Here is a 25,969-nt window from a genome sequence, read left to right as displayed (position 1 = left end):
TGTGCAAACGGAACATTCCGTGCTGTTCGTGTGATGCACTTCGTGTGAGGCGCACTGTGTTGCGCAATGAAGTTCAGCTGCGGCTGGGCCGGTGGCCGGCCGCTGGCCGGCGATCAGCCGAAAAGTGTCTCCCCGATCTCGCGTGCGATGAACCGCGCGTGGAGCACCGGTTCCTGCCCTGGGTCGATGGTCGCCGGCGGCACCCACGCGGGGCGGCCGTCGACGAGCATTCTGCAGTCCCAATCAGTGCAATCAAGCAGGTGGTGATGCGCTGAACAGGCCAGGGTGAGATTGTTGACGTCGGTCTTTCCGTTTTCCGCCCAGGGGACGATGTGGTGCGCTTCGCACCATCCAGGAGGAGTATCGCATCCGGGGAATGTACATCCCCGGTCGCGGCCGGCGAGGATCGCCAGCTGCTTCTCAGTAGCCAAGCGTCGTTCAGTCGCCAGCGCCATCGTTTTCGTTTTCTCACTCATGAGATGGAAGAAGAGCGAACCATTGAGTCCTTCCAGAGCAGCGGAATCGATCGGGAACGGCGCTTCTGCTCCGGTAACGGCTTTGCCGGTCTGGTTCGCCAGGTCTTCGGCTTTGGCTGTGACGACCAGCGCGTAGGCTGCTCCGGCCTTGATGCGGTTCATCTCGATGCTGCCGATGACGCTGGAGAAGCGCTCGTAGATGCGGCGGCGGACACTCGGCTGTTCAGAGGCCATGGCCATTAGGGTTCCGTCCTGTTTCACGCCGGCTCCCTGTGGGATCTCCCCATTTGCACCAACTTGGGGCTGAGTGAAGTCGAGCGAGGGGTCGAGACAGTCCGACCGGTCGCCGCGCAGAACTTCCGTATAGGCGGCCACGACTTCCTGGTCGAATTCGTTCTCGTTGTCACTGTCGTTTCCGGAACTTGGACGAGCATCAATTTCTGTGTGAACGCCGTCTGCTGGGGCTGCACCGATGCCGGCTGCGTTCGCACAGCTGTTCTCGTCCGACTGAGAATCGGTTTTGATCCGTGAGGTCAGCAGTCCGTTGAGGATTCCTCCTGTCTCCTCGTCGAGACATCCTTTGAGAGTCCAAGTACCGTCTTTCATTTGGCGCAGATTGACGTTGAAGTCGTCCCGATCAGCTGCTTCCTTCGGCTCCTGGCCGTCGGGATCGATCCACCCCAAGATCTCCTGAAACAGCGTGTGGATATCGCAGACGCGGACGGTCGGAGCTTTCTCGACGAGCAGGCGCTCGGCCTCGATCTTGTCGTATTCCGACACGTTCGGCGGCAGACTGTTCAGACATTTGGAAATGGTCGACGCCTGATTCGACGACAGAGTTCCTTCGCGCAAAGCAGCAGCCAGGATGGGGAATTTCGCTTCGATCGACTCTCCGCTGATGCTGGTCCGCCTCCCCAGGCACTCGGCAAGCTGAGTTCTGCGGCAGGCTTCCTGACCCGACACGTTGAGTCGATGTTGGACGAGCGCCTTCGTCGTCTTCGCACCATAGTCACGGGGCGTACCAACACGGTCGAAAACTGACAGTGTCACGATCGAAAGCGACTCATGCAGACGGTTCAAGGCCTCAAGTCCGTCGAGAAGTGTCACCGCGTCATCGGGCCCCATCGGACGAGCGAAATCGTTGAGCTCATTGAGCAGATGCTTCAGGCTCTCGATGCTGCCTGTGACCTCCGGGGCAATATGCTTGAGATCCGACCAGCGGTACTCGTTGAGCAGTGGGTGGGCATCGGAATCCGAGTCAAAGCTTTCGGCCAGCGCCTTATGTCGCTCAGTGCGTTCTGCCTCGGCGATGCGTTCGGCTTCTTCATTCGCCTTCTTCCTCTCTTCGTACTGCTTTACGCGCGCATTCCACTCTGCTGATTCGCGTTCGAGCTCTTCGGCCTCTTCGCGGGCCTGCGGATTGTTCCGCAGATATTCTTCGCGCTCTGCGGCTCGCTGGGCCTCTCGCTCTTCGCGCTTGGCGTTCATCCACGCGCTTTGGCGTGCTTCGATCTCTTTGATGCATGCCTGAACTTCTTCTTCGGTCTCCGGCATCGTCGTCCTGCTCGTCCAGAGCCCTGCACCTGTGCGGACATCGCCGCCCGCCAGGGGAGAAACTTCTGCGTCGGCCCCAATAGCGTCTGCATCGCCGCGATCTTCGGAGTCTTCGCCGTGTTCGTCGCGGGCTTCGTGCTCAACCGCCTCCTGATCGGCTGCCACCTCCTCATCGGCCAGATTGTCGGCAATCCCGTCGAACCTATCGGCGAGGGGATGGCCGGTGAGGTCAAGCCCCGCCTCGGCGAGCAGCTCCCGATAGGTGGGCTCGGCGGATTTGCCCTTGGCAGATGGGGCCGACAGGGCAGAGGAAGCAGCTGAGGTCGCGCCGGTCGACGGGGAGCCAGACGACAAAGAGCCGGTCGGTGGAGAGCTGACCGGCGGGGAACCTGACGGGGACGGTGGCGGTAGTGCTTGCGAGGTCTTTCCTGCCTCGGAACTGTTGTGTTCGTCGTGCCTTCGGTCGGGGATGAGAGCCATTTTCTCTGTGTCCGTTCATCATCGTTGATGGGTTCGGCTTGGCTCTATTCTAATTCACCATTAGAACAAACACCATAGTTTTGTACTATTTGATTGAGATCTTTTCCAATCTGTACTAGTTGTTTCCATTTATAATGGTCACCGCCTTGCTTCCACGGTTGCCGTGCGGCAGTCCGGTCAAGAAGAACAGCTCACGGCAGGCAATCGACTCAGCCAAGGGAAGACAGCCAACACGGACCGGCGGCTCACCCCCGGGGGAACGGAGCCTCGACCCCGCGCAGGAGCTCGACCGTGGAACGAAACCCCGACTCCGGGAAGACTGCCCGCCCAGCGTCAGGCAGGTCGGTCGATGGAGGCCACACTACGGCCCGCCACTGACGCGAAAGCAGCGGCGATGGCCTTCAGCTCTTCATATGAACGCGCTGGCCCTCGGGACCGAAGAGACTGAGATACTCGACGCCGTCATCGTCGGCTCCACCGAACCAGTGGGGAGTTCGAGTATCGAACTCGGCAGCCTCACCCGCGCTGAGGATCATCGTCCGATCGCCGAGGATGAGAGTGAGTCGACCACGGATCACATATACCCATTCGAATCCCGGATGGGCCTTCAGCGCGCCGAGCTTCGGGGTCTGCCGACCATCGACGATGTGCTTGAACGCCTGCACTCCGATCGCTCCACGGCTGAGAGGCAAGATGGTCTGATCGTGGAACTTCTGCGGCGAGATATGAATGCGCGGGTCCCCGATCGGCGGAGTCCCCACCAGCTCATCGAGTGGAAGTCCATAGACCCCGGCAAGCGGCAGCAGCAGCTCCAGGCTCGGCTTGCGCTTTCCGGACTCCAGGCGCGACAGCGTACTCGTCGACATTCCGGCCAGCTCGGCCACCTCGTCGAGAGTGCGGCTCTGCTCCTGCCGCAGCCCCCGCAGCCGCACGCCGACGCCGGCCAGCGACTGCCGGATGGCTTCCTGCGCCTCGACCGGAGCAGGCCCATCGGCGAGGATTTCCGACATTCGGCCCGCCGCATGAGTTCCCCGCTCGTCCGTCGCGCCGCGAGTCGCCCGCTTACCTGATTTCTTTGGCTCTCCCATGCACTCAGCATGACACAGTTTGCTGTTTCTGCAAATGCGTTTGCACTTTCGCGCGTACAGGAAGCATACTCGAAATGACACCGAATCCCGAGCACGCCGAAACCGGGCTCCGAACTTACGAACACCAGGCTCCGAACTCACGAACACCGAGCTCCGAACTCGACAGAACCGAGATCCGAACTCACCAATACCAGGTTCCAAACCCACCGGCGGGGATCGGTCCAGTCCAGCACCAACCAGCCAGGACAGCATCATCCGCGCTCCAAACACCCGTCCACGCCAAGGAGAATCATGACCACCCCGACCACACCCAACAACTCACAAGCGTCCGCCCCTGCCTCGAACCCTGAATCCGCGCAGAACGCCTTCGATGTCGCCGTCATCGGCGGTGGCACGGGTGGCCTCGCGGCCTCGATCGCCTTAGCGCGGTCGCTGCGTTCCGTCGTCGTCATAGACGCGGGTCAGCTGCGCAATTCCGCGAGCGCGCACGCGCACAACGTTCTCGGCCACGAAGGCATCAGACCCCAGGACCTCATTGCAAAGGGCCGCGCCGAGGCCGAGGAATACGGCGTCACCTTCATCGACGCGACAGTCCAACAAGCGCGCACAATCGAATCGGAACCCAACCGCACCGAGGAGGCCCGGCGGCATCGATTCGAACTGACCACCTCGGCGGGGGTCGAAATCAGCGCCCGCCGCATCATCATCGCCACAGGTCTGAGCGACGAACTTCCGGACATCCCGGGGCTGTCCGAGGGCTGGGGCGACACCGTCCTGCACTGCCCCTACTGCCACGGGTACGAAGTGCGCGGACAGCGCATCGGAGTCATCGGCACGACGGCCATGTCATACCACCAGGCGATGCTGTTCTCCCAGCTCAGCGACCGAATCAGCTTCATCCGCCACAACGCTCCGGCTCCTGATTCCGAGCAGGAGACAATGCTCGAAACGCTCGGTATCGAGTACATCGACTCCACCGTCACCGAGGTGGCCCGCACCCAGTCCGGAACCGTCGTTTCGCTGGCGGCAGGCGAATCCGCGGACGAAGCGAGCACGCTGAGCTTCGATGCGCTCACCGTCGGTGCGTATGGGCGGGCAAACGCTGAACTGTTCTCCCAGCTCGGCGGTGAGGTCGTTGCGCACCCGAGCGGGATGGGCACCTATATTCCCACGCAGATGGCGGGGCAGACCGATGTGCCCGGTGTCTGGGCGGTCGGCAACAGCGCAGACGTATCGGCGATGGTCGTTGCCAGCACCGCCAGCGGCGTGATGGCTGGCGCGCATGTCAACGCCGATCTCGTTATGGAACGACTCCGCTGAGGCAGGCAGAAAGCCGACTCACAATAGCGAAGCGAGCCTATCCGCGAGCGGGTCCTCACGCGCGCCAAGGCGAAAGAAGCACAGGCGTCAGGCGTTCGCGGCGTGACCCGTTTCCAACGGGCCACGTCCACTGCCACCGCGCACTCAGTGCGAGGCCACGGCCGTCGCGCCGACAGCACGCGGCCACGCCACTCATGTCAGACCATCAGTGCGCGGCTTTGACGCACAGCACCGGAGCTTCGGCGTCGAGGATGACTTTCTGGATGGTCGACCCGAGGAGGAACTTGCCGACCGGGGTGCGCTTCCGGGTTCCGAGCACGATCAGCTTGGCTCCCACCTCGGCGGCGGTGTCGAGGATCTGTTCGGCCGGGTCGTATTCGCTGCCCAGAGTCAGCACGCGGAACTCGACGTCCGCCCTGCTCAGATAGTTATTGACCGATTTGAGCTCCCCCTCGCCGAGGCGGTAGGAGTCGCTGCGCTGCGCCGACCGTGATGCGTTGACGACGACGAGTTCCTTGCCGTCCTTCTTCGCCTGCGCGATGCCGGCATCGAGAGCAGCGTGTCCGGCGGGATTGTTGACGTAACCGACGAGTACTGTCATTCTTCACCTTCGTTGGATTGAGCTGTTTTGGATCCGAGTGCGCAGGTCCGGAACCCACCGTCCCAGCATATCGAGTGATACCGACATAGGTCGGCGGGCGGTCCGAAGCGCACCGCTGCGTCGGTGCACGTCCGAGTGGGACCGCCGGGCCGCCTCGGGGTGAGGCCGACCGCACTCGTCGGCGGACCGAATCGGTGAGGAAGCGCCCCCGCGGGACGGCGCCCCGCCTCGGCGAGGGAATGGGCTCACGTCAGCTCTTCGGGATTGCGGAACCGGGTGCTCGTGCCCTTCGTTGAACGATTCCAGAACCAGGTCACGGCCCACAGGACGACGCCGATGCCGACGAGCGCCGCTGCGATCTGGTACTGGATGAGCTCATCGAGACGGGCCCATGGGCCGACGAGGAACACGCAGGTGATGACGCCGATCCACGGCAGGATCGTCGGAGCCTTGAAGTGTTCGGCGTTGCCGGACTTGTCCTTGCGCAGGATGAGCACGGCGACGTTGACGACCGCGAACACGGCCAACAGCAGCAGCGAGGTGGTGCCTCCGAGGGACGCAGTCACCGTCTCGGGCAGGATCGTGGTCACGAAGAAGATGAGCGCGAAGGCGATCAGGGTCGTGAAGATGATCGACACCCACGGCGACCGGCGGCCGGCCATGACCTTCGCGAACACGGGCGGGAGCACGTTCTGCTTGGCCATTCCGTACAGCAGACGGCTGGCCATGAGCATGTTGATCAGCGCCGAGTTCGCGACCGCGAACATCGTCATGAACGGGAAGATCGTATCGATCGGCAGGCCCGGGGCGCCTTCGCGGACGACCTCGAGCAGCGGCGTCTCGCTCTCGGTGAGAACACCGATGGGCACAGCCGCGACGGTGACGAGGGAGACGAGGACGTAGATGATGCCGGTGATCGTCAGGCCCGAGAGCATGATCTTCGGGAACACGCGCGGGTCCTTCGTCTCTTCGACCATGTTGACCGAATCCTCGAACCCGACCATGGAGAAGAAGGCGAGCGCAGTGGCACCGGTGACCGCAAGGAAGACGCTCTTGTCCCCTTCGGTCTCGAAGATCATCACACGGGAGAAGTCGGCATCGCCCGAACCGAGCGCGAAGAATCCGACGACGATGACCAGCAGCAGACCGCTCAGTTCGATGAGGGTGAGGACGACGTTGAACCACACACTCTCGCCGACTCCGCGGAGGTTGATGAGCGCGATGAGGGTGAGGAACGCCAGCGCGATCCACATCACCCCTGTGCCGGATACGTCCCAGCCGAAGCCGGCCACGAGGTTCGCGGCGAAGACGTTCGACGCCGTCGACGCCGAGGTGATTCCGGAGCTGAGCACGGCGAAGGCCACGAGGAACGTCACAAAGTGGACCCCGAACGCCTTGTGCGTGTACAGCGCAGCACCCGCGGCCTGCGGGTACTTCGTCACGAGCTCCATATAGGAGAATGCGGTGATCAGCGCGATGAGGAAGGCGAGGATCACCGGCGCCCAACCGGCACCGCCGACCTGCCCTGCCACTTTGCCGGTCAGTGCATAGACGCCGGTTCCGAGGATGTCACCGACGATGAAGAGAAGCAGCAGCTTCGGACCCATGACCCGCTTGAGGGTCTCCGGCTGGTGTCCGTCACCGGGGTCGATTGTCGTCGTGGGTTCTTTGTCGCTCACGATTCCTCCGTGTCCAATGCGGCTGCTGTGCCGCATACCTGGCAACCCTGACTGTGGTCAGAGCCTCGCCTAGTATGCCTCAGACACGAACCTCACACACAAGCTTCAGTTCCGAACCACAGTGAGAAACGCCGAGAACAGGGCCTTCGAATCACGTTCGCTCTCCGGCCCGAGCTCCATCGCTTCTTCCAACAGGGTATCTTTATCGAACCCCAATGTCTGCAGTTTCGCCGCGTCCCAGCGCTCGATGTTCGCCCGCGTCGACTCCGGATGGAACTGCGTCCCCCAAGCCCGGCCCACTCGGAACGCCTGGAAATCACATGCCTCGCTCGTGGCCAGCAGGGTCGCCTCCTCGGGGAGAGCGACGATGCGGTCCACGTGGCTTTCGACGAACGACGTCCGCGGTCGGATCGTTGAGAACACCGGGTCCGCGGCCGCCTCGGCGGTGGTGTCGATGCGCGTGTATCCCTTCTCCGGCGCACCGGTCTGAGCGCGCACATCACCCCCGACGACCTGGGCGATGAGCTGCCCGCCGAGGCAGATCCCGAACTGCGGAAGGTCCGTGTCCAGGGCATGGCGGACGAGTTCGGCCTCATCGGCCAGCCACGGGGCACGATCAGTCTCATCGGGCATGTACACGCCGCCGAGCATGACGAGTCCGTCATAGGCATCGAGCTCGGCCGGCCCCGGCAGAGTCGAGACCCCGCCGATGCGCAGATCGAATTCGACGTTTTCGCTGATCATCCACCGTGTCAGCAGCCCCGGCTGGGACTCCACGTCGTTGACGATGACGAGCAACCGCGTCATGATTCCACCCCCGCCGAGGCGGCCGGATCGCTGCCCGCGGACGCGGCGCTGCCGGTGACGCCGTGGTTGCCCGCCGAGGCGGCCGGAACGTCGGCCGCAGACGGTGCGTCGTCGGCGGAGCCGAGGAACGCCGTGTACGCATCCTCGTGTGCGTCGAGGACGCGCATTGCATTGTCGAAGCCGAGCTTGCGCAGATCGTCCGGCGACCAGCCGCGCGAAGCGAGCTCGGCGAACAGGTTCGGGTATTGGCCCGCATCTCCGAGTCCGGTCGGCAGCTCATCGACTCCGCAGATGTCGCCCCCGAGGCCGATGTGGTCGATGCCGATCCGTTCGCGTACGTAATCGCAGTGGTCGGCGACCTGGGACACGGTCACCTCGGGGGCGATTCCCTGTTCTCCGGCGTCGACCCATTCGCGGCGGGCGTTCGAGACGAACGAGGGCACGAAGGTCATCATCGCCACTCCCCCGTTGCCGGGCACACGGTCGAGGACCTCGTCGGGGATATTGCGCGGGTGGGGGTTGAGCCCGTACGCGCACGAGTGGGTGAAGAGCACGGGCAGTGTGCTCTGGTCCAGCGACTGGTGCATGACCGACGGCGCGACGTGGGAGAGGTCGAGGATCATGCCGATCCGGTTCATCTCCGCCACGACCTCACGGCCGAAGTCGCTCAAGCCCCCGTGAACCGGTTCGTCGGTGGCCGAGTCGGCCCAGGAATGGGTGGTCGACCAGGTCAGAGTCATGTAGCGCGCACCTGCACGCGCGTATGACCGCAGCACGGCCATGGACTCGTCGATCTGCTGACCTCCCTCGACGCCCATGAGCGAGGCGACCTTGCCGGCATTGCGGGCGGCGCGGACCTCGGCGGCGGTGCGGGCGAAGGCGAGTCGTTCCGGGTAGGCGGTGACGAAGCGCTGGACCGCGTCGATCTGCTCCCACGTGGCCTTGATCGCGTCCGCTCCGGTGATCGAGGAATGGACGTAGACGGACCAGTACTGTGCCGCCACGTGGCCGGCCGCCAGCTGGTCCATCGTGGTGAACGGCGAGATGCTCGGATCGTTGAGCCCCTCCACGCTGTAGTCGCGTTCCTCGCGCAGGTACCAGGCGAGGTCATTGTGTCCGTCGAAGACGTCGACGGCGGGGGCGGATGCAGTGGCCGCGGATTCGGGGGAGGCTGCGGATGCCGTGTCTGGTGTGGTCATGGTCGGTTCCTTCCGGTCGGGCGGGTGCGGTCAGAGGTGGAATGAGGAGGTCGGCCGCCTCGGCAAGGTTGGGATGGTCTGCTCATCATGCCAGCCCGGACAGGATCTGGGCCGACCAGAGGCCGAGGAACGTGCCCAGGAACGTGCCCATCAGCGCGAACAGCACGCCGACGGGGACGAGCTGCCGGTTGAAGGCACCCGCGACGACCGGTGCCGAGGCGATTCCGCCGATGTTCGCGGTGCTGGCCACGGCGATGCTGAAGAGTTCGGTGCGGGTGAGTTTCGCGTAGATGAGCATGATGGCGATGTGGACGATCAGAACGATGATGCCTGCCACCAGGTAGAGCGGCGCTTCGGCCAGGGACGTGAAGTCCGAGCCGGAGGCGATGATGCCGATGATGAGGTAGAGCAGAATCGTCGCCAGCTCATTGGATCCGGCGGTCTTGCCGAATCGAGTCGCTCCGACGGCGAGGCCGAGGATGCTGACGATGAGGATCGTCCACGCTGTGCCGTCGATGACCGCTCCGACCTCGGGCAGCAGTTCGCCGAGGCGGATCGCCAGGGCGGAGGCCAGAAGTGCGAATCCGATGAGGCCGAAGATCGACGACAGCGTCATCGGCTTCTCCTCCTCGGCGGCGACTCGGTCGGTGAAGTCGAGCTTCGACATATCGGCCTTCGTCCACTTGTCGAACTTGTCGGACACGGTGACGGAGGAAAAGACTAGCAGCAGCCAGAAGGAGTAGAGCACCGTGTCGACGATGAGGACGTAGCCGAATACGTTCTTGGGCGCCTGGACAACCTCCTGCACCGCGACCATGTTCGCCGAACCGCCCGTCCAGGAGGCGTTGAGCGCGCCGAGTGCCTTCCATGCTTCGGGGTCGAGACTGGAGTGCAGGATGAGGTAGCTGACGATGAAGCCTGCGATGATGCTCGCCGCGGTCACGGCGAAGGTGAGCAGCAGCTTCGGCCCGAGCTTGATGATCTGCCGGACATCGCACTTGAACAGCATGAGCAGGATCATCGCGGGCAGCAGCACCTCGCGCAGGGTGTCCCCGACGGCGGTGATGTCCCCGCCGTCGTGGTCGAAGACGCCGATGGTGTTGAGCAGCGCGGCCACGATGTAGAGGATGACGAAGCCGGGCACGTACTTGAAGAGTTTGAAACGCCCGCTCCGGTCCGCAACGACGAGCGCTGCGGAGATCGCCAGTAACAGGCTGATGAATAGATAACCGTCCGTAATCACAAACGACACTTCCTCATTGAATTCGTCCATCCCGACAGCGGCAACGCTGGCGGCACCGCCGATGCCGTGCGGGATGGAGCAATGTGCAGTTGTCGATCGGATCCGGTCCGGTGAGGGCCCGGGCAATCGGGATGGGCGGACTTACTGCTGAGCGGCAACCTCGCGGTACTTCTTCGCGGCGTTGTTCACTGCCGTGATCAGCGCCTTCTGCGAGGATCCGTGGTAGCGGCGCTGGATGCGCTCTATCAGTCGACCAGGGTCCGTGATGTCGGCATCGACGAACAGGCTCCGAATGAAGTTTCGGGTCAGAGCCAACGTCGCCGTGCAGTCCACATCGAGGATTCGGTGGGTGTCCGGCGCGATCTCGAACGCCACGTAGAACAGGCCGAACTGGCTGGTGATCGGGTTGTTCGACGGGGCCTTCGCTTCGCCTGTGAGGTAGATCGTATCGGACATCACCCACCAGACTACCCCACGGCTCTCCGCGCCGATTCGCGGTCGGCCGCGGCCAGGTCCATCATGGTTGCATCCATCATGGTTGCGCTCGCCATCGCGATCGGACTCAGAGGAACCGGTAGATCGCGTCGCCGGCTTCGCGCATGACCGGCATGACGTCGACGACGCGGTCGGTGCCCGGCTCCCAGTTCGCGAACACCGCATAGGCGACTCGACGTGTCCGCGTCATCACGATCCCCGCGTCGGCCCTGATCGTCCCGTTCGTGCCGGTCTTGTTCCACACCCACACGTCGCGCTGATAGTTGTAATGCGCGAGCGGATCGAGATCGAACGCCGAGGCGACCATCGAGGTGTCCGCGCCGGCTCCTAACCAGCGCCGGAAGACCTCATTCGTCGACTCGTCCCAGAACTCGTCCTTGGCATGTCGGGCCATGAATCCACTGATCTCCGCGGCCGTTCCCGTCGACAGGGTCCGCGGCGCCTTGGCCGGGCGCGGCCAGCGCAGAAAGTCGTGCAGACCCGAGTTCCGGTATCCGAGCTTCTCCACCTGGTCCGCGACATTCGCCAGACCGACCCTGCGGATGAGCACATTCGTGGCGAAGTTGTCGCTGAACGCGCCGATGAGCAGAGCGACGTCGAAGATGCTCAGATCGTCCTGCTCCATGAGGTACCAGATCCCGGATTCGTCGACTCGCTCCGACGGCCGCCGATGCAGGCGCTCCTCCAGGTCGAGATTGCCGTCCTTATACATCTGCAAAGCTGTGTGGAGCAGGAAGACCTTGCCCATGCTGGCGGTGTCGAGTTCGTCGTTCTCATTGTAGGCGAACACCCGTTCCCCACTGTCGACGTCGAAGGCCAGAGCGCTGAAGCGCACTCCGGGCAATCCATCGAATTTCAATTCGCTCATCATCGTTCCTGTCAGTCTCGTTTCGTTCATGCCTGCTCGCTCCGAAGCGTTCAAGGCCCCGTCGGGTGCGGCCGCCTACACGTCGTCGGTCCCATCATGTCTGCCCGCCCGCGCGATCCACCCACAGCCGCGGCCGCTCCCCCGGCTCCGCGTCGAGGGTGACATCGACGCCGAGCGGAACACTCGGCGCATCGGGGTCGTGGCCGAATCCCATCTCCGACACGATCGGAATTCCCAGTCCGCCGAGGTAGTCGATCATCAGCGCCTCCACCTCGTGGACGGGAGCGCAGTCCTCCCACGACCCGAGCACCACCGCATCCGCCGAGGCGAACCACCCGCCGCGGACCAGCTGCACCATGAGATTGTCGAGCCGATACAGTTCCTCGTCGACGTCCTCGAGCATGAGGATGCTCGGACCGCGCCGCTCACGCCGTTCCCGCACATCGATGAGCTCGGGACTGCCCATCCCAGCGGCGATGAGACTGAGATTTCCCCCTCCGAGGCGACCCTTCGCTCTCCCCGGAACGAGCGTCTGAGCCCGGCTGAGCGGGCGATTCGCAGCGCGCTCCTCCGCGGGCTTCTCTGCGGGGAAGCCGAGCTCGCGGCCGCTCCAGGGCCGGAACAGCCAAGAGGCCACCTCGTCCGGGACGACGGCCGAGTTCTTGAACGGGTCGTTGCCGACCATCGGGCAGAACAGGCTCGCCACGCCGAGGTGGTTCTCCCATGCCTGGTGCAGTGCGGTGATGTCCGAGGACCCGGTGAGCAGCTTGGGGCGGCCGTCCCGGCGCATCATGTGCCGGCGCATGACCTCGAAGTCGATGCCGTCGAGCAGCCGCATGGCCCCATATCCTCCGCGCAGCGCGATGACCGCATCCGTGCCCGGATCGCACCAGGCTTCGACGAGGTCGGAGCGGCGTTCGGCGTCCGTGCCGGCCAGGTACTTCACCCGCGGATGTCGGCTGCGGACGTTGTCGCCTGGCACGACGTCGAGTCCCCAGGATTCGAGCTGAGCGATTGCGCGCTGCAGCGATTCCTCGTCGGTGGGTCCCGACGGCGCGATCAGCCGAACGGTATCGCCGGGCTTCAGGGGTGCCGAATCGAGATACGGGCTCGGAGCGCCCGCTCGTTCGCCCCCGGTGCCTCCCGCCGGTGCGCCCGCTCGTTCGCTCCCGACGCTGTCCGTTCTACTCATTCCTCACCAGACTCTGACTTCCCCACCGCGGAACCGCGGCGAGCAGCTCCTGCGTGTATTCGTGCTGCGGGTCGGACAGCACCCTGTCGACCTCACCGTATTCGACGATCTCGCCTCTTTTCATCACGGCCACCGTATCCGCGATGTTCCACGCCAGCCCGAGGTCGTGGGTGATGATGAGCGCACTCATTCCGAGGTTCTTCTTCAGCGCGAGGAACAGCGACAGGATCTCTCCGCGCACGGACGCATCCAATGACGCGACGGGTTCATCGGCGATGAGCACCTGAGGGTCGAGAGCAAGTGCACCGGCGATGACGACGCGCTGCCGTTGTCCGCCCGAGAGTTCCTGTGGGATCGACTCGAGATAGTCCTCGGCCGGCGTGAGCTCGGCGGCTTCGAGGGCACCGACGACCCGCTCGTACTCGCGGTCTTTGATCCCCTGCACACGCAGGCCTTCGACCACGGCTTCGTACACGCTTCGCTTGGGGTTGAGCGACCCTGCCGGGTCCTGCAGAATCATCTGCACCTGCCGCCGGAACGTCCGCAGCTCCTTCGCCTGCCGCGGCAGCGGCTTGCCGGCAAACGACAGCTGCGAACCCGATTCCACTTCCTGCAGTCCGAGCAGAGAGCGTGCCAGAGTCGTCTTCCCCGAACCGGACTGGCCGACGACGGCGAGGATCTCCGCCTTCCGAAGGCGCAGATCCACCCCGCGCACCGCTCGTTCGCGACCCCGCCGGGTGTCGAAGGAGACGCTGAGATCCTTCGCCGCGAGCACCACCTCATCCGTCATGGTGAACGGTTCGGCCCGGGCCACCTCGGCGGGTTTGGTCGTCCGGGGATTCAGCCGGGATTCGGGGTCCCCGATCTGCGGGAACGCACCGGCGAGCTGCTTCGTGTAGTCCTCCTGGGGAGACAGACACACCGTGTCGCTGGGTCCGTATTCGATGAGGCGGCCGTGGCGCATGATCGCGAGGTCCGCGCAGACGGCCGAGAGCACGGCGAGGTCGTGGCTGATCATCAGCAGCGAGATCCCGCGTTCGGCGACGAGGCGGGCCAGGCCGGTGAGGATCTGCTGCTGCACGATGACGTCGAGAGCGGTGGTCGGCTCATCGGCGATGATGATGTCGGGGTCGCAGGCGAGCGCCATGGCGATCATGATCCGTTGCTTCTGCCCGCCGGAGAGCTCGTGCGGATACGCACTCGACTTCGCGGCTTCGAGATTGACCTCGGAGAGGAGTTCGAACATCCGGTCGCGGCGCTTCTGCGGAGTCGTCCATGTGCCCTTCGAATGGTGTTCGAGGGCTTCGATGATCTGACTCCCGACTTCGCGGACGGGGTTGAGCGAGTGCAGGGCACCTTGGAAGACGATCGAGGCCTGCGCCCAGCGGACGGCACGGATCTGGCCGAAGCTCAGCTCCCGGATGTCCTGCCCGCCGAGGAGGACCCGACCGTCAAGGCGAGCGGACTTCGGCAGCAGACGCAGAGCCGACATGATCAGCGTCGACTTCCCCGATCCGGACTCCCCCGCAATGCCCAGGGTGGCACCGGCGGGCAGGTCGAGGCTGATGTCCTTGACGGCGACGACGTCCCCGCGGTCGGATGAGGATCGGTAGGTGATCGAGACGTTCTCGAACTGAAGGTCGGTCATCAGCGGCTCCTCAGGGCGGGGTTGATGATGGCCTCGAATGCGCGTCCGACCATCGTGAACGCGAGCACGACCAGCAGGATTGCGATACCCGGGGTGAGCACGTACCACCAGTAGCCGGAGGTCGCCGCGGAGACGTCCATCGAGTTCTTCAGGATCGTGCCCCACGATTCCTTCGACGTATCGCCGAGGCCGAGGAACGACAGCGTCGATTCGGCGATGATCGCCCCACCGACGGTCAGGGTCGTGTTCGCAAGCACGAGCGGCATCACCGCCGGCAGCAGGTGACGGAACAGGATATGGGAATGACCGGCACCGAGGATGCGCGCCCGTTCGATGTAGAGCCGGGATTCGACGCTCAAGGTCTGCGATCGCACGATCCGCGCCGTCGACGCCCACGAGGTCAGTCCGATGGCGACGACGATCGTGAAGACTCCGCGCTCCAACACGGAGGACAGCACGATCGCGAGCAGCAGGGAGGGCAGCACGATGAAGAAGTCGACGATGCGCATGATGATCCCGCCGAACAGTCCCGTGAAGTGACCGGCGGCCAGGCCCATGATGGTGCCGATGACCATCGACATGACGGTCGCGGCGACACCGACGAGGATCGAGACGCGGGCTCCCCAGAGGATGCGCACCCACAGCTCTCGTCCCAAGTCGTCGGTGCCCAGGGGGTGGTCGAGGCTCGGCGGGGCGTAGCGGGGAACGTCGAGCTGCTTCGTGACGTCCAGCATCGACACCGGCGCAATGAGCGGGGCTGCGATCGCGATGACGATGAAGAAGAGGAGCACGATTGCGCCGATGAGCGCCGGCACATCGGAGCGGAAGAGCGCCCAGTTCTTCTTCGCATTCCTCAGCCGGCGTTCGCGCACGAGCTTCGCGCCGTCGACGGCGGGGCTTGATGCCCGGGATTCCGACCCATGCGGATCCGGTTCGTTCGCTGAGTGGCCGGGGGCCGCCTCGGCGGGGGTGTCAGCGCTCATCAGGCCCTCCTGACGCGGGGATCGAGGAATCGGTAGACGATATCGGCGGCGAGGTTCATCACGATGATGATCGCCGAGAACACGACGAAGGTGCCTTGCAGCAGCGGCAGGTCGGGTCCGCGGATGGCTTCGAAGGTGAGCTTGCCCAGCCCCGGCCACGAGAACACGGCTTCGACGGTGACCGCACCGGCGATGAGCCCGCCGATATGGAGGAAGACGACCGTGACGGTCGGCAGCAGCGCATTGGGCACGGCGTGACGGCGGCGGACCTCATCCTCGGTGAGCCCCTTGGCGCGGGCCGTGGTGAGGTAGTCCTCATTCATCTCCTCGAGGAGGGAGGCGCGCATGACCATGAGGAACTGTGCGTAGACGACGGCGACGAGCGAGACGACGGGCAGGATGAGGTGTTCGACGACGTCGATCATCCCGGCCGGTGACCACGGGTCGAGGCCGGGGGTGATCATGCCTCCGGTGGGCAGCCACTGCAGGGTGCCGCCGAAGATCATGAGCAGGATGAGACCGAGCCAGAACGTCGGTACCGACCAGAAGATCAGCGAGGTCGAGGAAGCGAGCTTGTCGAACAGGGAATTGCGTCGCCAGGCCGAGATCTGCCCGAGCCACAGGCCCAGGGCGATGGCGATGACCGCCGCGGTGGCAGTGAGCAGCAGGGTCGGGCCGAGGTATTCGCCGATGAGCGCGGACACAGACTTGCGGTAGACGTAGGACTCGCCCAGGTCACCGGTGACGATGCCCACGAGATAGTCCCAGAACTGGACGATGACGGGTTTGTCGAGCCCGTACTGGCTTCGCAGCTCGGCGATCTGCGCCGGACTCATCGGCCGTTCCTTGGCGATCTTGAGCACCGGGTCGCCGGGCAGCATGCGGAAGGCGAAGAAGCCGAGCACGATGACGAGGATCATCGAAGTCGCTGCCCCGCCGAGCTTGCGCAGGAGATAGCGGGTGAATGATCCGCCTGCCGGTGGTTCATCCATATCCGCAGGGGCAGGGTGCGCAGGATTCGCCTCGGCGGAATGGGGATCGTGGGTGGGTGTGCTCACTGTGGTGCTCCAGATGGTGGGGACAGGCCGGTGGGCCCGGGTGCCGCAGGTGTCGCTGGTCGTGCGGGTGATGCGGCACCCGGACTGCGGACGTGGGCGTTATTCGCGGTCGTCGGACTTCTTGCGACGGCTGAGCAGCCATCCGCCTCCGCCGAAGACGACGATGGCTGCGGCCGCGATTCCGATCCACCCGCCGACGCCCATTCCGCTGCCGGCGGCTTCCTCTTCACTGACTGGTTCGACCGAGGAGTATCCCCAGTAGCCGACCTGGTTGGCGATGGCACCGCCGTCGCTGGGCTGTTTGGTGAAGTTGTCGAACCGGTCGGAGCGGTAGGCCTCGAGCTGGTTCGGATACCACAGCGTGACCGAGGGCACTTCCTCGTAGTGGATGGCCAGAGCCTTCTGCACGAGCTCCTGTCGCTTGGCCTGATCGAGCTCGACGTGCTGTGCCTGGTAGAGCTTGTCGAATTCCTTGTTGCACCAGCCGTCCTGGCTGGTTCCGCCGTTGCCTTCGGCATCGGGGCGCTGGCCGCAGGTGTTGATGCTCAGCTGGTAGTCCGGATCAGGGTTGATCGACCAGCCGGAGAAGTACATGTCGTAGTCGCCCTTGGTGGTGCGTTCGGACACCGTGTCGACATCGGAGGACTCGTTCTTCAGGTCGATGCCGATGTCCTTCATCCACGGTTTCAGGAACTTCGCGGTGCTCTGCTCGATCGGCGCATCGGCATCGGTGAGGAAGCGCAGCTGCAGCTTCTCGCCGTCCTTCTCGCGGATGCCGCCGGATCCTTCCTTCCAGCCGGCGTCGTCGAGGAGCTTCTTCGCACGGTCGACGTCGAATCCGCTGATGACGGAGTTGTCGGACTTGAGCGCCCAGTCCGGGTAGACGGCAGGAATGAAGCTCGTGGCCGGCTGCGCGTAGTCCTGCATGACCTGTTTGCGCAGGGTCTCGGTGTCGATGCCGGCCCGGATGGCCTGGCGGACCTTCTTGTCCTTCAATGCCTCGTGGCCGGTGCCGAATTCCTTCCCTTTCGCATCGGCGATGCCCGAATTGATGGAGATACCGTTGAACCGGCGACCATTGCCGTCATTGAGTTCGACGTTGTCCGCGTTCTCCAGCGCCGTGAACTGATCGGGGCTGAGCCCGGTGATGAAGTCGACTTCGCCGGAGCGGATCGCCTGCACCTGGGCGTCGGAGTTCGTGTAGTAGCGGTACTGGATCTCATCGAGCTTCGGCTTGCCGCGCCAGAAGTTCGGGTTCGCCTTGAGCGTGATCGACTTGTTCGCTTCGTAGCTCTCGAGCTGGAAGGGTCCTGAACCGACGGATTTCTTGTCGTTCTTGAACTCGCCGGGTTTGTCGATCTTCGACCACACGTGCTCGGGGACGACGGGGATCTCCTGGCCGGGGTTGTTCGCCTGCGGTTTCTTCAGGGTGATCTTGACGGTGCCGTCGTCGGGGACCTCGACCTTGTCGAAGTTCTCGACGAGGCTGCCGTTGGCCACCGCCATCTCTTCCTTCTTCATCATCTGGTTGTAGGTCCAGGCGACATCTTTCGCGGTCAGCGGTTCACCATCGGACCACTTCATGTCCGGGCGGATCGTGTACGTCCAGACTTTGCCTTCCGAGTCCGTGTTCCATTCGGTGGCGAGTCCCTCGGTGACCGAGCCGTCCTTGGCGTCGTTGGCCACGAGGTTCTCGTACATGTACCGGAAGGTGTTCGTCGGCACGAGGTAGAAGGAGGTGAACGGGTTGAAGGAGTCGATGAACCCGTCGGTGGCGATCCGCAGCACGTTGTCTGAGGACGGAGCCTCCGAGGCGGCGGCCTGTGCCGGAGATGTGGCCATCGATCCGGCAAGGGCGAGTGCTGCGACGCCGGCCAGGCATCGTTGCCAGCCTCTGCGCAGAGAGTGTGAAGTGAACATCTTTGTCTTTCTTCTCTTTCGGTGATTCACTTGTGCCGCTCCGACCCGGGCGAATCGGGGTGTTCCCCCGGGTCAGAGCAGATGTGTTCTTCATCACTCTACGTTCGAAGTGAGTCAAAAACGGCGCAACAACACACAAATCTGCTTGCCGGTCACTGTGCAGATGCCACAGGCGGCTCGGAATCAGCCGCCTTGCGAGTTCTCAACGTCAGCCCACGCGCGCGATCGGTTCGGCAGCGGAGTCACGGTCGTCCGAACTCAGCGGGCGCAGTTCGGGCTCCCCCGCCTCGGCGAGGACTTCAGCGATCGTCTGCACGCGGCGGATGAGGAAGAACTCCGTGCCGCCGTCCGGGGCGGTGCGGTATCCGAAGATGGGCACACGCGGGAGCAGGTTGTAGGAGAACGGGTTCGAGAAGTAGTAGGCACCTGTCTCGGGAACGGCGACGAGGTCGCCGGCCTCGAGACGCGGCAGCATCCGATTCCTGGCCAGGAGATCTCCGGAGAAGCAGGCGGGACCGGCGACGTCGGTCGGGACGATCTCGGTGTCGGCCGCCTCGGCTGTCTTGGGGTTCCCGGCGGGGGTGAACGGCAGGATTCGCAGGGGCCAGTCATTCGGGGCATAGGCGGTGCGGGTGGCGACCTGGACGCCGGCCTGGGTCATCGCGATGCGACGCCCGCCGGTGGTCTTCGCGTATTCGACGCGAGTGAGGATGGTGCCAGCCTTGGCGAGGAGGGCGCGGCCGAATTCGGTGACGATGTCGAAGTCGAACAGGCCCGGCACGTGCTTGTCGAGCACCGCGCGGTAGTCAGCGAAAGTGGGGGTGACGTTCTCGCCGTCGAAGTTCACCGACAGTCCTCCGCCGATGTCGATGCGCGTGATCCGGCGGGTCGAGGCACGGGAGTTGATCTCCTCGGCGAGGTCGACGGCGGCGCGGATTCCGACGGCGGCCTTGTCGAGGCTGATGCCCTGCGATCCCGAGTGGACGTGGATCTGCCCCAGCCAGGGACGAGCAAGGCAGGCCTCGATGACGGCCTCCCGGGCGCCCGGGTCGGCGAGGCCGATACCGAACTTCGAGGTTTCGGTGGCGGTGCTCAGCGCGCCGATCGCGCCCGTGCCCGACTGGGGATTGATGCGGATTCCGATCCTCGCCGAGGCGGCCAGGTCGTTCCGTCCCGACAGGATCGTGTCGAGACGGGTCAGTTCGTCGAAATTGTCGACATTGATCGAAACGCCGAGGTCGACGGCCCTGCGCAGCTCGGCCCAGGTCTTGGCCGGGGAGTCGAAGACGATGCGGTCGGGGGCGAACCCGGCCGAGAGTGCGAGTTCGAGTTCGCCGGGGCTGGCGACCTCGCAGCCGGCTCCCGCCGCGGCGAAGCGGCGTAGCAGCGACGGCAGCGGCACGGCCTTGCACGCCACCGCGTGGAGCACCTCGCGATCCGATGCGAATGCCGAGGTCAGTCGTTCGAAGGCGGTGTCGACACAGTCGAGATCCATGAGGCCGAGCACGGCAGTCTCATCGGTCAGCGCGGGGGCGGCGGGGCGACCACGTGCCCCGCTGTTCTCTGCGATCGCTCGGATGGCTCGGGCGCGACGATTCGGGATCGCATGGTGATGGCTGGGCATAACGTCCTTTGTTCGAGAGCTGTTGTCACTCTAGGACGGCTGACCTCGAAGAACGGCCGATATTTCGCCAATCTTCGCACACGCAGGTTGTAGGTTTCTCACGACCGGTCGTAAACGAGCACCGAGAGTTCGAGCCAGAGGCGCTCGGCCGGTTCCGCCGTCGAGAGGCCGGTGATCTCCTCGATGCGGCCGAGGCGGTGCCGCAGTGAATTCGTGTGCACATGGAGGCGGCGGGAAGCCTCGGCCGAATTGCCGACCGTGGCGAAGTAGACGCGAAGCGTGTCGAGCAGGCTGCCGTTGTGCTTCCCGTCGTGTGCGGCCAGCGCCTGGGCCGGAGCGAGCACTCTGCTGCTCGTCCGCTCATCGGCGGACAGCAGCACATCGGCGACCTGCAGACCGGCAACCCTCGCAGAGACGTCGCGGATGGTCGCGCCGACGATCCGGCCGCGGGCACCCGGGCCGCCCTGGGCGTCCGAGCCCTTGGGTGTCTGCGTGTCCGCGACGCCACCGTCGTCGGAACCGGGGTCGTCCTCGGTGCTGTTTCGCACGGCGTCGACGATATAGGCGGCCTCGGTCCATGACCGGTGTACGACGTCGAGCCTGTCGACCGGGGTGCCCACTCCGAAGCGCAGAGTCTCCGCCGTCGGCAGAGACCTCCGCAGGACAGCGATCACGTGATCGCGCACCCGTTCGGCGTTCATCGGCTCGCTCATCTGCACCAAAGCGGCAAGGTGCCTCCCCTGCCCTGCCTCTGCTCGATCCGCACCGATATGTGCAAGGCCGTTGCCTGCCTGGCCGATATTCGTCTGGCCGGCGTGTGCCGGACTGGTCCGGACGGAACTGCCTCCTGCGGAGCTTAAGTGCGCGAGTACGGCATCGGCGAAGGCGGCCCGCAGATGGAACCGCAGGACCGGTTCTCGCTCGGGGGCCACCTCGGTGAAGGCGAGGACGCAGTAGCTGCCCGAGAACGGCAGCGACAACAGGGTCGCCGACGGCCCGAGGTCGGCCGAACCGGCGAGGATCGCACCGAGCGCCTCCCTGCGGATGCGCTTCTCGAAGGGTGATCTGCGCAGGGTCCGCAGCATCACGGGCAGGGCCGCACGGGCTGCGTCGCGCAGCACCTCGCGCAGCGGTTCCGGGTCGACCTCGGCCGGGTACGCCGCCCAGATCGTGCCGATGAGCTCGCCTTCGCTGCGCAGAGCGATGACCGATCGAGCCGGTGAGGTGCCTTCGGCGGGGCGTTCGACGACGTCGGTCGACCGGCGGACCATGTCGAGAAAACCGGATTCCTCGAGCTCGGCGATCCGCCAGTCGGGGATGGCCCCGGACAGGATCGTCTCGCGTCGGATCTCATCGAGTTCGCCGCCGAGGTTGGCATGTGCGAGCACACGCGAGGCAGGGTCTTCGATCGTGATCGAAGCGTCGGTGGTTTCGGCGATGACGGCGGCCAGGGCGCTCAGGTCGTCGACGTCGGGCCAGGCCAGCGCGCTCGTCGCGCCTTCGGTGAGCTGCCGCAGATGCACGAGGATCTCCGACCACGTCACATGGGGTGAGCGTTCGAGGAGGGCAGGGACCCGGTCCGCACTCCCCTGCCGGTGGACCCTATCGCCGAGGTGGCTGTGCGTTCCCGGCGGAACGACGAGGGCGGCGGCTCCCGCATAATCGGTCAGCACCGCAGCGACCCCGGCAGGGCTGCGCAGCGTTTCGGTGATGAGGACCACGGTTCCGCCCAGCGAGCCGTGGTCTGCCGCCTCGGCGAGCGAGGCAGTGTGCGCGGCGGCAGGCGTACTGATCGGAGCCTGCGGCAGATCGAACCCGAATTCGACTCGAGCGACCACGACATCGTCGGCCATCTCGGTCAGCGGCAGGAGGACCCCCTCCGTGTCCCGGATCAGGCGGGACAGTCTGAGGCTCGCGGTGTCGGTCATCCTCCCACTGTAGTCAACGACCGACCGCGGCCGGGAAGGACCGCTCAGGCAGGACCGGCTGCTTCGGTGGGATGGGCCGCCTCGGTGGGTGCAGGGTCGCGAGGGCTGGGCGGGCCGCCTCGGCGAGGGCGAGGTTGCGAGGGAGGGGCCGCCTCGGCGGCGAGGGTCATTCCGGGGAGAAGAATTTGAACTGAAGCGCACGGACCACGAGCTGGGCGAGGTTGCGCGCTCCCAGTTTGAGGCGCAGGTTGCGTGCGTGCGATTTCACGGTGGACATGGCCACCGATTGGGCCGCGGCGATCTCCTCGTAGCCGTGGCCCTGGCAGAGCAGGGTGAGCAGATCCATCTCGCGGGCGGTCAGCTGCGGCGCCTCTCCGGGGGCGTCGGGTAAGTGATCGCCGCTGATGACGATGTCCTCGGCCAGCCCTCTGAGCAGTTCGGGGCTCTCCCCCGCCGAAGCGGCCCGCACGATCGAGACGAGTTCCCTCTCCCCGGCCGCTTTGTTGAGAACGGCGAGTGCGCCTGCCTCGAGCCCACGGGCGATTCCGGGCCCGGGTGACACGGTCGTCAGCAGCACGACGCGGGCCTCGGGGTCGAGGTCCATGATCGCCGCCGTCGCATCGACGCCGCTCATTCCCGGCGGCATGTTGACGTCCATGAGGACGAGGTCGGGACGTTCGGCGTCGAAGGCCGCGATGGCCTCCTCCCCGGAGTGGACGGGGTCGAGGACGCGGAAGGAACCCTCTTCATCGAGTGTCGCTGTGACTGCACGAGTCGTCCATGAATCGTCGTCGACGACGAGGACGGAGGTGCGATCGGCGGATTCCGAGGCCATCAGGCGTCGACCTTGTCTCGGTCGCCCTTCGTGCGGCGACCATTGCCGCGGCGGTCGGTCTCTCCGCCTGCGACATCTGAACCGGTGGCGTCGGAGCCAACGAAGCCGGTGGGGCCGGTGGAACCGACGATCGGAGCAGAAGTCGGGCTCGCGCCGAGCACCTCGGCGCTGGTGTCGAAGTCCTCATCGACGACGTCGATCATGTCTGCGTTCGAAGAAGCCTGCGCGGAGGGGGAGATGAAGCGGATCGGCAGGGCCACCTCGACGACGGTTCTCTTCCGATCATCTGCGCCCACCTGGCAGACGCCGCCAACGGCCGTGGCTCGGCGGGACAGCGATCGAGGTGCCTGGGTCAGCGCGGTCGGGGATTCGTTCGTGCTGCGGCAGAGCAGCTCGCCGCGGTCCCCGCTGCCGCCTCGCATCTCGACGGCGAGGGTGGAGGGTGTGCCCGGGGCGGAGTGGCGGATGACGTTCGTGGCGAGCTCGAGCATGACGGCTCGGAAATGGTGCGACAGCGTGCCGGTCGCGAATGTCGGCAGCTGGGAGAGCTCGGTGGTCAGCGGAACGGAACCGGCCGCGCACCCGTCTTCGATCGCGGTCGTCAGCTGCTCCGCCTCGGTGCGGAATCGGATCCGGGAGGTCGCGGAGTCCCCGGTGCAGCTCTCGGTCTCCCACTGGCTCAGGCTCGTCACCAGCTGCCGGAGCCGTTTGGTGGCTTCCGCGTTGACCAGCGCCAGCTCGGCGAGGAGGCGGTCCGCGGTCTCCGAATCGCTTTCCTTCGCCAAGGTGCGGATGATCGCGGACTCGGTGGTCAGAGAGTGCGAGATGGTGTCGTGCATGTCGCTGGTGAACCGGGCACGCATGGCGTCGAGCGACTTCTGGTGGTCGACGGCGGCGCGTTCGCGACGCTCGATCTCGCTGCGGATGCGGGCCTCGACGAAGGACGCGCACAGACCGAGGATCGAGTAGGTCAGCCAGCCGTAGCCCAGGTCGGTGAGTCCTTCGAAACCGGCGTCATACGATCCGAGCCGGGTCGATGCACCGAGATAGACCACCAGCCCGATGGTGCCGATCGCGAAGCCGATCCAACGGCGGCGGCTGATCAGGACTGCGGTGGCGAGGATGAGCGCCTCGGGGAACATGTTCTCCAGGTCCGGGTAGAGCGTGGAGAACGCAATGCCCAGACCGGTCGTCGCGATGACGATGCTCAGCGGCAGGAACGCAGCGAGGACGATGAGCGCGTAGGCGAGGATGAGCAGGGCCGAGTAACGGGGCTCCGTGATCTCGAAGGAGCCGGGCACGAGGATCGTCAGGCCCATGATGAGGGCCAGCAGGCGGATCGGCAGATCGATGAAGCGCGGCCCCCGGAGGAAGCGCCATACTCGGGCCGGGGCGCCGGTCCCTCTGTCGAACTCTGAAGTCATGGCCTCCATTGTGCTACATCTGTCAGTTCCGTCGAACAGACCCTCCAGAACTACCTGACGGCGGCCCAGCAACCTCGCGCAAGGTTGCTGGGCCGCCGTCAGGTGGTAATTGGGAGGTTTTTAGCCGAGGAGTTCGGCGAGGCCGGCCTCGATGACGTCGAAGGCGTCGTGGAGGAGCTCGTCGGAGATCGTCAGCGGCGGCAGGAAGCGCAGGATGTTGCTGAAGGTTCCCGTGGTGAGCACGAGGACGCCGTTTTTCGCACAGTAATCCGCGATCTTCTTGACCAGATCCGCGTTCGGCTCGATCGAGTCGTGCTCGACGAACTCGGCGGCGATCATGGCTCCGCGGCCGCGGATGTCGCCGACCTCGGGGTACTTCGACTGCAGCTTCGTCAGGCGGTCGACGATGATCTCACCGATGTGTCCTGCCCGATCAGCCAGTCCGTCTTCTTCGTAGGCGGCGATCGCACCGAGGGCAGCGGCGCAGGCGGTGGGGTTGCCGCCGTAGGTTCCGCCGAGGCGGCCCGGTCCGACCGAGTCCATGATGTCCGCGCGACCGGTCACAGCCGACAGCGGCAGACCGCCGGCGATGCCCTTGGCCGTGGTGATGAGGTCGGGCACGATGCCCTCCCACTCGGAGGCAAACATCTTGCCGGTGCGGGCGAATCCGGCCTGCACTTCGTCGGCGACGAAGACGATGCCCTTTTCGCGGGCGTAGTCGACGAGCGTGGGCAGGAAGCCCTCGGCCGGGACGATGAAGCCGCCCTCACCCTGGATGGGTTCGATGACGATCGCGGCGACGTACTCGGAGCCGATCTGCTTCTCGATCATCGTGATGACGCGCTTGGCCGCATCCTCACCGCTGATCTTCGTTCCGGCTGCATCGTTGTCGCGGAACGGGTAGGACATAGGTGCGCGGTAGACCTCACCGGCGAAGGGACCGAAGCCAGCCTTGTAGGGGGCGGCCTTCGCGGTCATCGCCATGGTCAGGTTGGTGCGCCCGTGGTAGGCGTGGTCGAAGACGACGACGGCGTCGCGGCCGGTGTGGGCGCGAGCGATCTTCACTGCGTTCTCGACGGCCTCGGCACCGGAGTTGAGCAGCACGGTGCGCTTCTCGTGGTCACCGGGGGTCAGCCGGTTGAGAGCTTCTGCTACCTCGACGTAGCTCTCGTACGGGTTGACCATGAAGCAGGTGTGGGTGAAGGCCTCGAGCTGAGCCTTCGCGTTCTCGACCACGCGTGGGTTCGAATTGCCGGCCGTGGTCACGGCGATGCCGGAGCCGAGGTCGATGAGCTGGTTGCCGTCGGCGTCCTTGAGGATGCCGCCGCCGGCCGCCACCACATAGGCGGGCAGGCTCGAACCGACACCGGTCGCCACGGCAGACTTGCGACGTTCCTCGATCTCACGGGACTTCGGTCCCGGAATCTCAGTGACGATCTTACGTTCCTGCGGCAGAGCTTCGCCGCCAATCTCCAAAGCTGTCATAAGGGGAAGAATAGGGGCAATCGACGGTTTTTGTCACTTACCGTCCGAGGGCTGAGCATAAC

20 protein-coding genes are annotated in these 25,969 nt (G+C 65.0%); 1 reads left to right on the top strand and 19 read right to left on the bottom strand.

Annotated features, from left to right (window positions below):
* Positions 1-113: 113 nt before the first annotated feature.
* Positions 114-2,384: an HNH endonuclease signature motif containing protein gene (locus BLU88_RS18550; RefSeq protein WP_231939606.1), complete on the bottom strand. Its 2,271-nt coding sequence runs from the start codon at positions 2,382-2,384 to the stop codon at positions 114-116.
* 527 nt (positions 2,385-2,911) lie between these two features.
* Entirely contained in the window at positions 2,912-3,520 is a 609-nt protein-coding gene (locus tag BLU88_RS05150; protein WP_092010763.1) for a helix-turn-helix domain-containing protein, read from the bottom strand.
* A 369-nt stretch (positions 3,521-3,889) separates the two neighbouring features.
* On the opposite strand from BLU88_RS05150, the gene BLU88_RS05145 reads away from it, so the two are divergent.
* Entirely contained in the window at positions 3,890-4,918 is a 1,029-nt protein-coding gene (locus tag BLU88_RS05145) for an NAD(P)/FAD-dependent oxidoreductase (RefSeq protein WP_092010760.1), read from the top strand.
* Between the two features lie 205 nt (positions 4,919-5,123).
* Here the strand turns inward: BLU88_RS05145 and BLU88_RS05140 are convergent, their stop codons facing one another.
* From BLU88_RS05140 to gabT, 17 genes are all read right to left on the bottom strand, one after another.
* The gene (locus BLU88_RS05140; protein WP_092010757.1) at positions 5,124-5,519 is read right to left on the bottom strand and encodes a universal stress protein; all 396 of its coding nucleotides are present in this window, start codon (positions 5,517-5,519) and stop codon (positions 5,124-5,126) included.
* Positions 5,520-5,764: 245 nt separating this feature from the next.
* Positions 5,765-7,198 carry an APC family permease gene (locus BLU88_RS05135; RefSeq protein WP_231939605.1) on the bottom strand — a complete coding sequence of 478 codons (1,434 nt, stop codon included), beginning with the start codon at positions 7,196-7,198 and terminating at the stop codon, positions 5,765-5,767.
* A gap of 105 nt (positions 7,199-7,303) precedes the next feature.
* Positions 7,304-8,005, bottom strand: a complete 702-nt coding sequence (locus tag BLU88_RS05130) for a type 1 glutamine amidotransferase (protein WP_092010754.1) — start codon at positions 8,003-8,005, stop codon at positions 7,304-7,306.
* Positions 8,002-9,204, bottom strand: coding sequence for a dipeptidase (locus BLU88_RS05125; protein WP_092010751.1), 1,203 nt, complete (start codon positions 9,202-9,204; stop codon positions 8,002-8,004). Before BLU88_RS05125 ends, BLU88_RS05130 begins: the two co-directional genes overlap by 4 nt.
* An 85-nt stretch (positions 9,205-9,289) precedes the next feature.
* A complete protein-coding gene (locus BLU88_RS05120) occupies positions 9,290-10,447 on the bottom strand; it encodes a DUF819 family protein (RefSeq protein ID WP_092017183.1) in 1,158 nt (385 codons plus the stop codon).
* A 141-nt stretch (positions 10,448-10,588) separates the two neighbouring features.
* Entirely contained in the window at positions 10,589-10,903 is a 315-nt protein-coding gene (locus BLU88_RS05115) for a DUF3870 domain-containing protein (protein ID WP_092010749.1), read from the bottom strand.
* 106 nt (positions 10,904-11,009) lie between these two features.
* Positions 11,010-11,810, bottom strand: a complete 801-nt coding sequence (locus BLU88_RS05110; RefSeq protein ID WP_231939604.1) for a serine hydrolase — start codon at positions 11,808-11,810, stop codon at positions 11,010-11,012.
* A gap of 94 nt (positions 11,811-11,904) precedes the next feature.
* A complete protein-coding gene (locus BLU88_RS05105) occupies positions 11,905-13,002 on the bottom strand; it encodes a S66 peptidase family protein (protein WP_092010744.1) in 1,098 nt (365 codons plus the stop codon).
* Positions 12,995-14,650, bottom strand: a complete 1,656-nt coding sequence (locus BLU88_RS05100) for an ATP-binding cassette domain-containing protein (RefSeq protein ID WP_092010741.1) — start codon at positions 14,648-14,650, stop codon at positions 12,995-12,997. Before BLU88_RS05100 ends, BLU88_RS05105 begins: the two co-directional genes overlap by 8 nt.
* On the bottom strand, positions 14,650-15,633 hold the full coding sequence (locus BLU88_RS05095; RefSeq protein ID WP_092010738.1) for an ABC transporter permease: 984 nt from the start codon (positions 15,631-15,633) through the stop codon (positions 14,650-14,652). Before BLU88_RS05095 ends, BLU88_RS05100 begins: the two co-directional genes overlap by 1 nt.
* Positions 15,633-16,691 (bottom strand): ABC transporter permease, encoded by a 1,059-nt coding sequence (locus tag BLU88_RS05090; RefSeq protein ID WP_231939603.1) that lies wholly within the window; start codon positions 16,689-16,691, stop codon positions 15,633-15,635. Before BLU88_RS05090 ends, BLU88_RS05095 begins: the two co-directional genes overlap by 1 nt.
* A gap of 99 nt (positions 16,692-16,790) precedes the next feature.
* A complete protein-coding gene (locus BLU88_RS05085) occupies positions 16,791-18,611 on the bottom strand; it encodes an ABC transporter substrate-binding protein (RefSeq protein WP_092010732.1) in 1,821 nt (606 codons plus the stop codon).
* Positions 18,612-18,819: 208 nt separating this feature from the next.
* On the bottom strand, positions 18,820-20,235 hold the full coding sequence (locus BLU88_RS05080; protein WP_092010729.1) for a type III PLP-dependent enzyme domain-containing protein: 1,416 nt from the start codon (positions 20,233-20,235) through the stop codon (positions 18,820-18,822).
* A 98-nt stretch (positions 20,236-20,333) separates the two neighbouring features.
* Positions 20,334-22,163 carry a PucR family transcriptional regulator gene (locus BLU88_RS05075; protein ID WP_092010727.1) on the bottom strand — a complete coding sequence of 610 codons (1,830 nt, stop codon included), beginning with the start codon at positions 22,161-22,163 and terminating at the stop codon, positions 20,334-20,336.
* Between the two features lie 166 nt (positions 22,164-22,329).
* Complete coding sequence (locus BLU88_RS05070) at positions 22,330-22,998, bottom strand: response regulator transcription factor (RefSeq protein ID WP_092010724.1); 669 nt, start codon at positions 22,996-22,998, stop codon at positions 22,330-22,332.
* Positions 22,998-24,422, bottom strand: a complete 1,425-nt coding sequence (locus BLU88_RS05065) for a sensor histidine kinase (protein WP_092010721.1) — start codon at positions 24,420-24,422, stop codon at positions 22,998-23,000. The genes BLU88_RS05070 and BLU88_RS05065 overlap by 1 nt, the downstream gene beginning before the upstream one ends.
* Before the next feature lie 120 nt (positions 24,423-24,542).
* Complete coding sequence (gene gabT, locus BLU88_RS05060) at positions 24,543-25,907, bottom strand: 4-aminobutyrate--2-oxoglutarate transaminase (RefSeq protein ID WP_167356867.1); 1,365 nt, start codon at positions 25,905-25,907, stop codon at positions 24,543-24,545.
* Between the last annotated feature and the right edge of the window lie 62 nt (positions 25,908-25,969).

It is taken from the genome of Brevibacterium siliguriense (genome assembly GCF_900105315.1).
GTDB lineage: Bacteria > Actinomycetota > Actinomycetes > Actinomycetales > Brevibacteriaceae > Brevibacterium > Brevibacterium siliguriense.
This window is presented reverse-complemented; position numbering and strand designations above follow the sequence as displayed.

What these genes read in the sequence shown, in the direction of transcription:
- gabT (WP_167356867.1), bottom strand. Translation starts at nt 25,907, where the DNA reads ATGACAGCTTTGGAGATTGGCGGCGAAGCTCTGCCGCAGGAACGTAAG.
- BLU88_RS05130 (WP_092010754.1), bottom strand. Translation starts at nt 8,005, where the DNA reads ATGACGCGGTTGCTCGTCATCGTCAACGACGTGGAGTCCCAGCCGGGG.
- BLU88_RS05075 (WP_092010727.1), bottom strand. Translation starts at nt 22,163, where the DNA reads ATGACCGACACCGCGAGCCTCAGACTGTCCCGCCTGATCCGGGACACG.
- BLU88_RS05115 (WP_092010749.1), bottom strand. Translation starts at nt 10,903, where the DNA reads ATGTCCGATACGATCTACCTCACAGGCGAAGCGAAGGCCCCGTCGAAC.
- BLU88_RS05065 (WP_092010721.1), bottom strand. Translation starts at nt 24,422, where the DNA reads ATGACTTCAGAGTTCGACAGAGGGACCGGCGCCCCGGCCCGAGTATGG.
- BLU88_RS05110 (WP_231939604.1), bottom strand. Translation starts at nt 11,810, where the DNA reads ATGAGCGAATTGAAATTCGATGGATTGCCCGGAGTGCGCTTCAGCGCT.
- BLU88_RS05140 (WP_092010757.1), bottom strand. Translation starts at nt 5,519, where the DNA reads ATGACAGTACTCGTCGGTTACGTCAACAATCCCGCCGGACACGCTGCT.
- BLU88_RS05150 (WP_092010763.1), bottom strand. Translation starts at nt 3,520, where the DNA reads ATGTCGGAAATCCTCGCCGATGGGCCTGCTCCGGTCGAGGCGCAGGAA.
- BLU88_RS05070 (WP_092010724.1), bottom strand. Translation starts at nt 22,998, where the DNA reads ATGGCCTCGGAATCCGCCGATCGCACCTCCGTCCTCGTCGTCGACGAC.
- BLU88_RS05145 (WP_092010760.1), top strand. Translation starts at nt 3,890, where the DNA reads ATGACCACCCCGACCACACCCAACAACTCACAAGCGTCCGCCCCTGCC.
- BLU88_RS05125 (WP_092010751.1), bottom strand. Translation starts at nt 9,204, where the DNA reads ATGACCACACCAGACACGGCATCCGCAGCCTCCCCCGAATCCGCGGCC.
- BLU88_RS05085 (WP_092010732.1), bottom strand. Translation starts at nt 18,611, where the DNA reads ATGTTCACTTCACACTCTCTGCGCAGAGGCTGGCAACGATGCCTGGCC.
- BLU88_RS05095 (WP_092010738.1), bottom strand. Translation starts at nt 15,633, where the DNA reads ATGAGCGCTGACACCCCCGCCGAGGCGGCCCCCGGCCACTCAGCGAAC.
- BLU88_RS05105 (WP_092010744.1), bottom strand. Translation starts at nt 13,002, where the DNA reads ATGAGTAGAACGGACAGCGTCGGGAGCGAACGAGCGGGCGCACCGGCG.
- BLU88_RS05100 (WP_092010741.1), bottom strand. Translation starts at nt 14,650, where the DNA reads ATGACCGACCTTCAGTTCGAGAACGTCTCGATCACCTACCGATCCTCA.
- BLU88_RS05080 (WP_092010729.1), bottom strand. Translation starts at nt 20,235, where the DNA reads ATGCCCAGCCATCACCATGCGATCCCGAATCGTCGCGCCCGAGCCATC.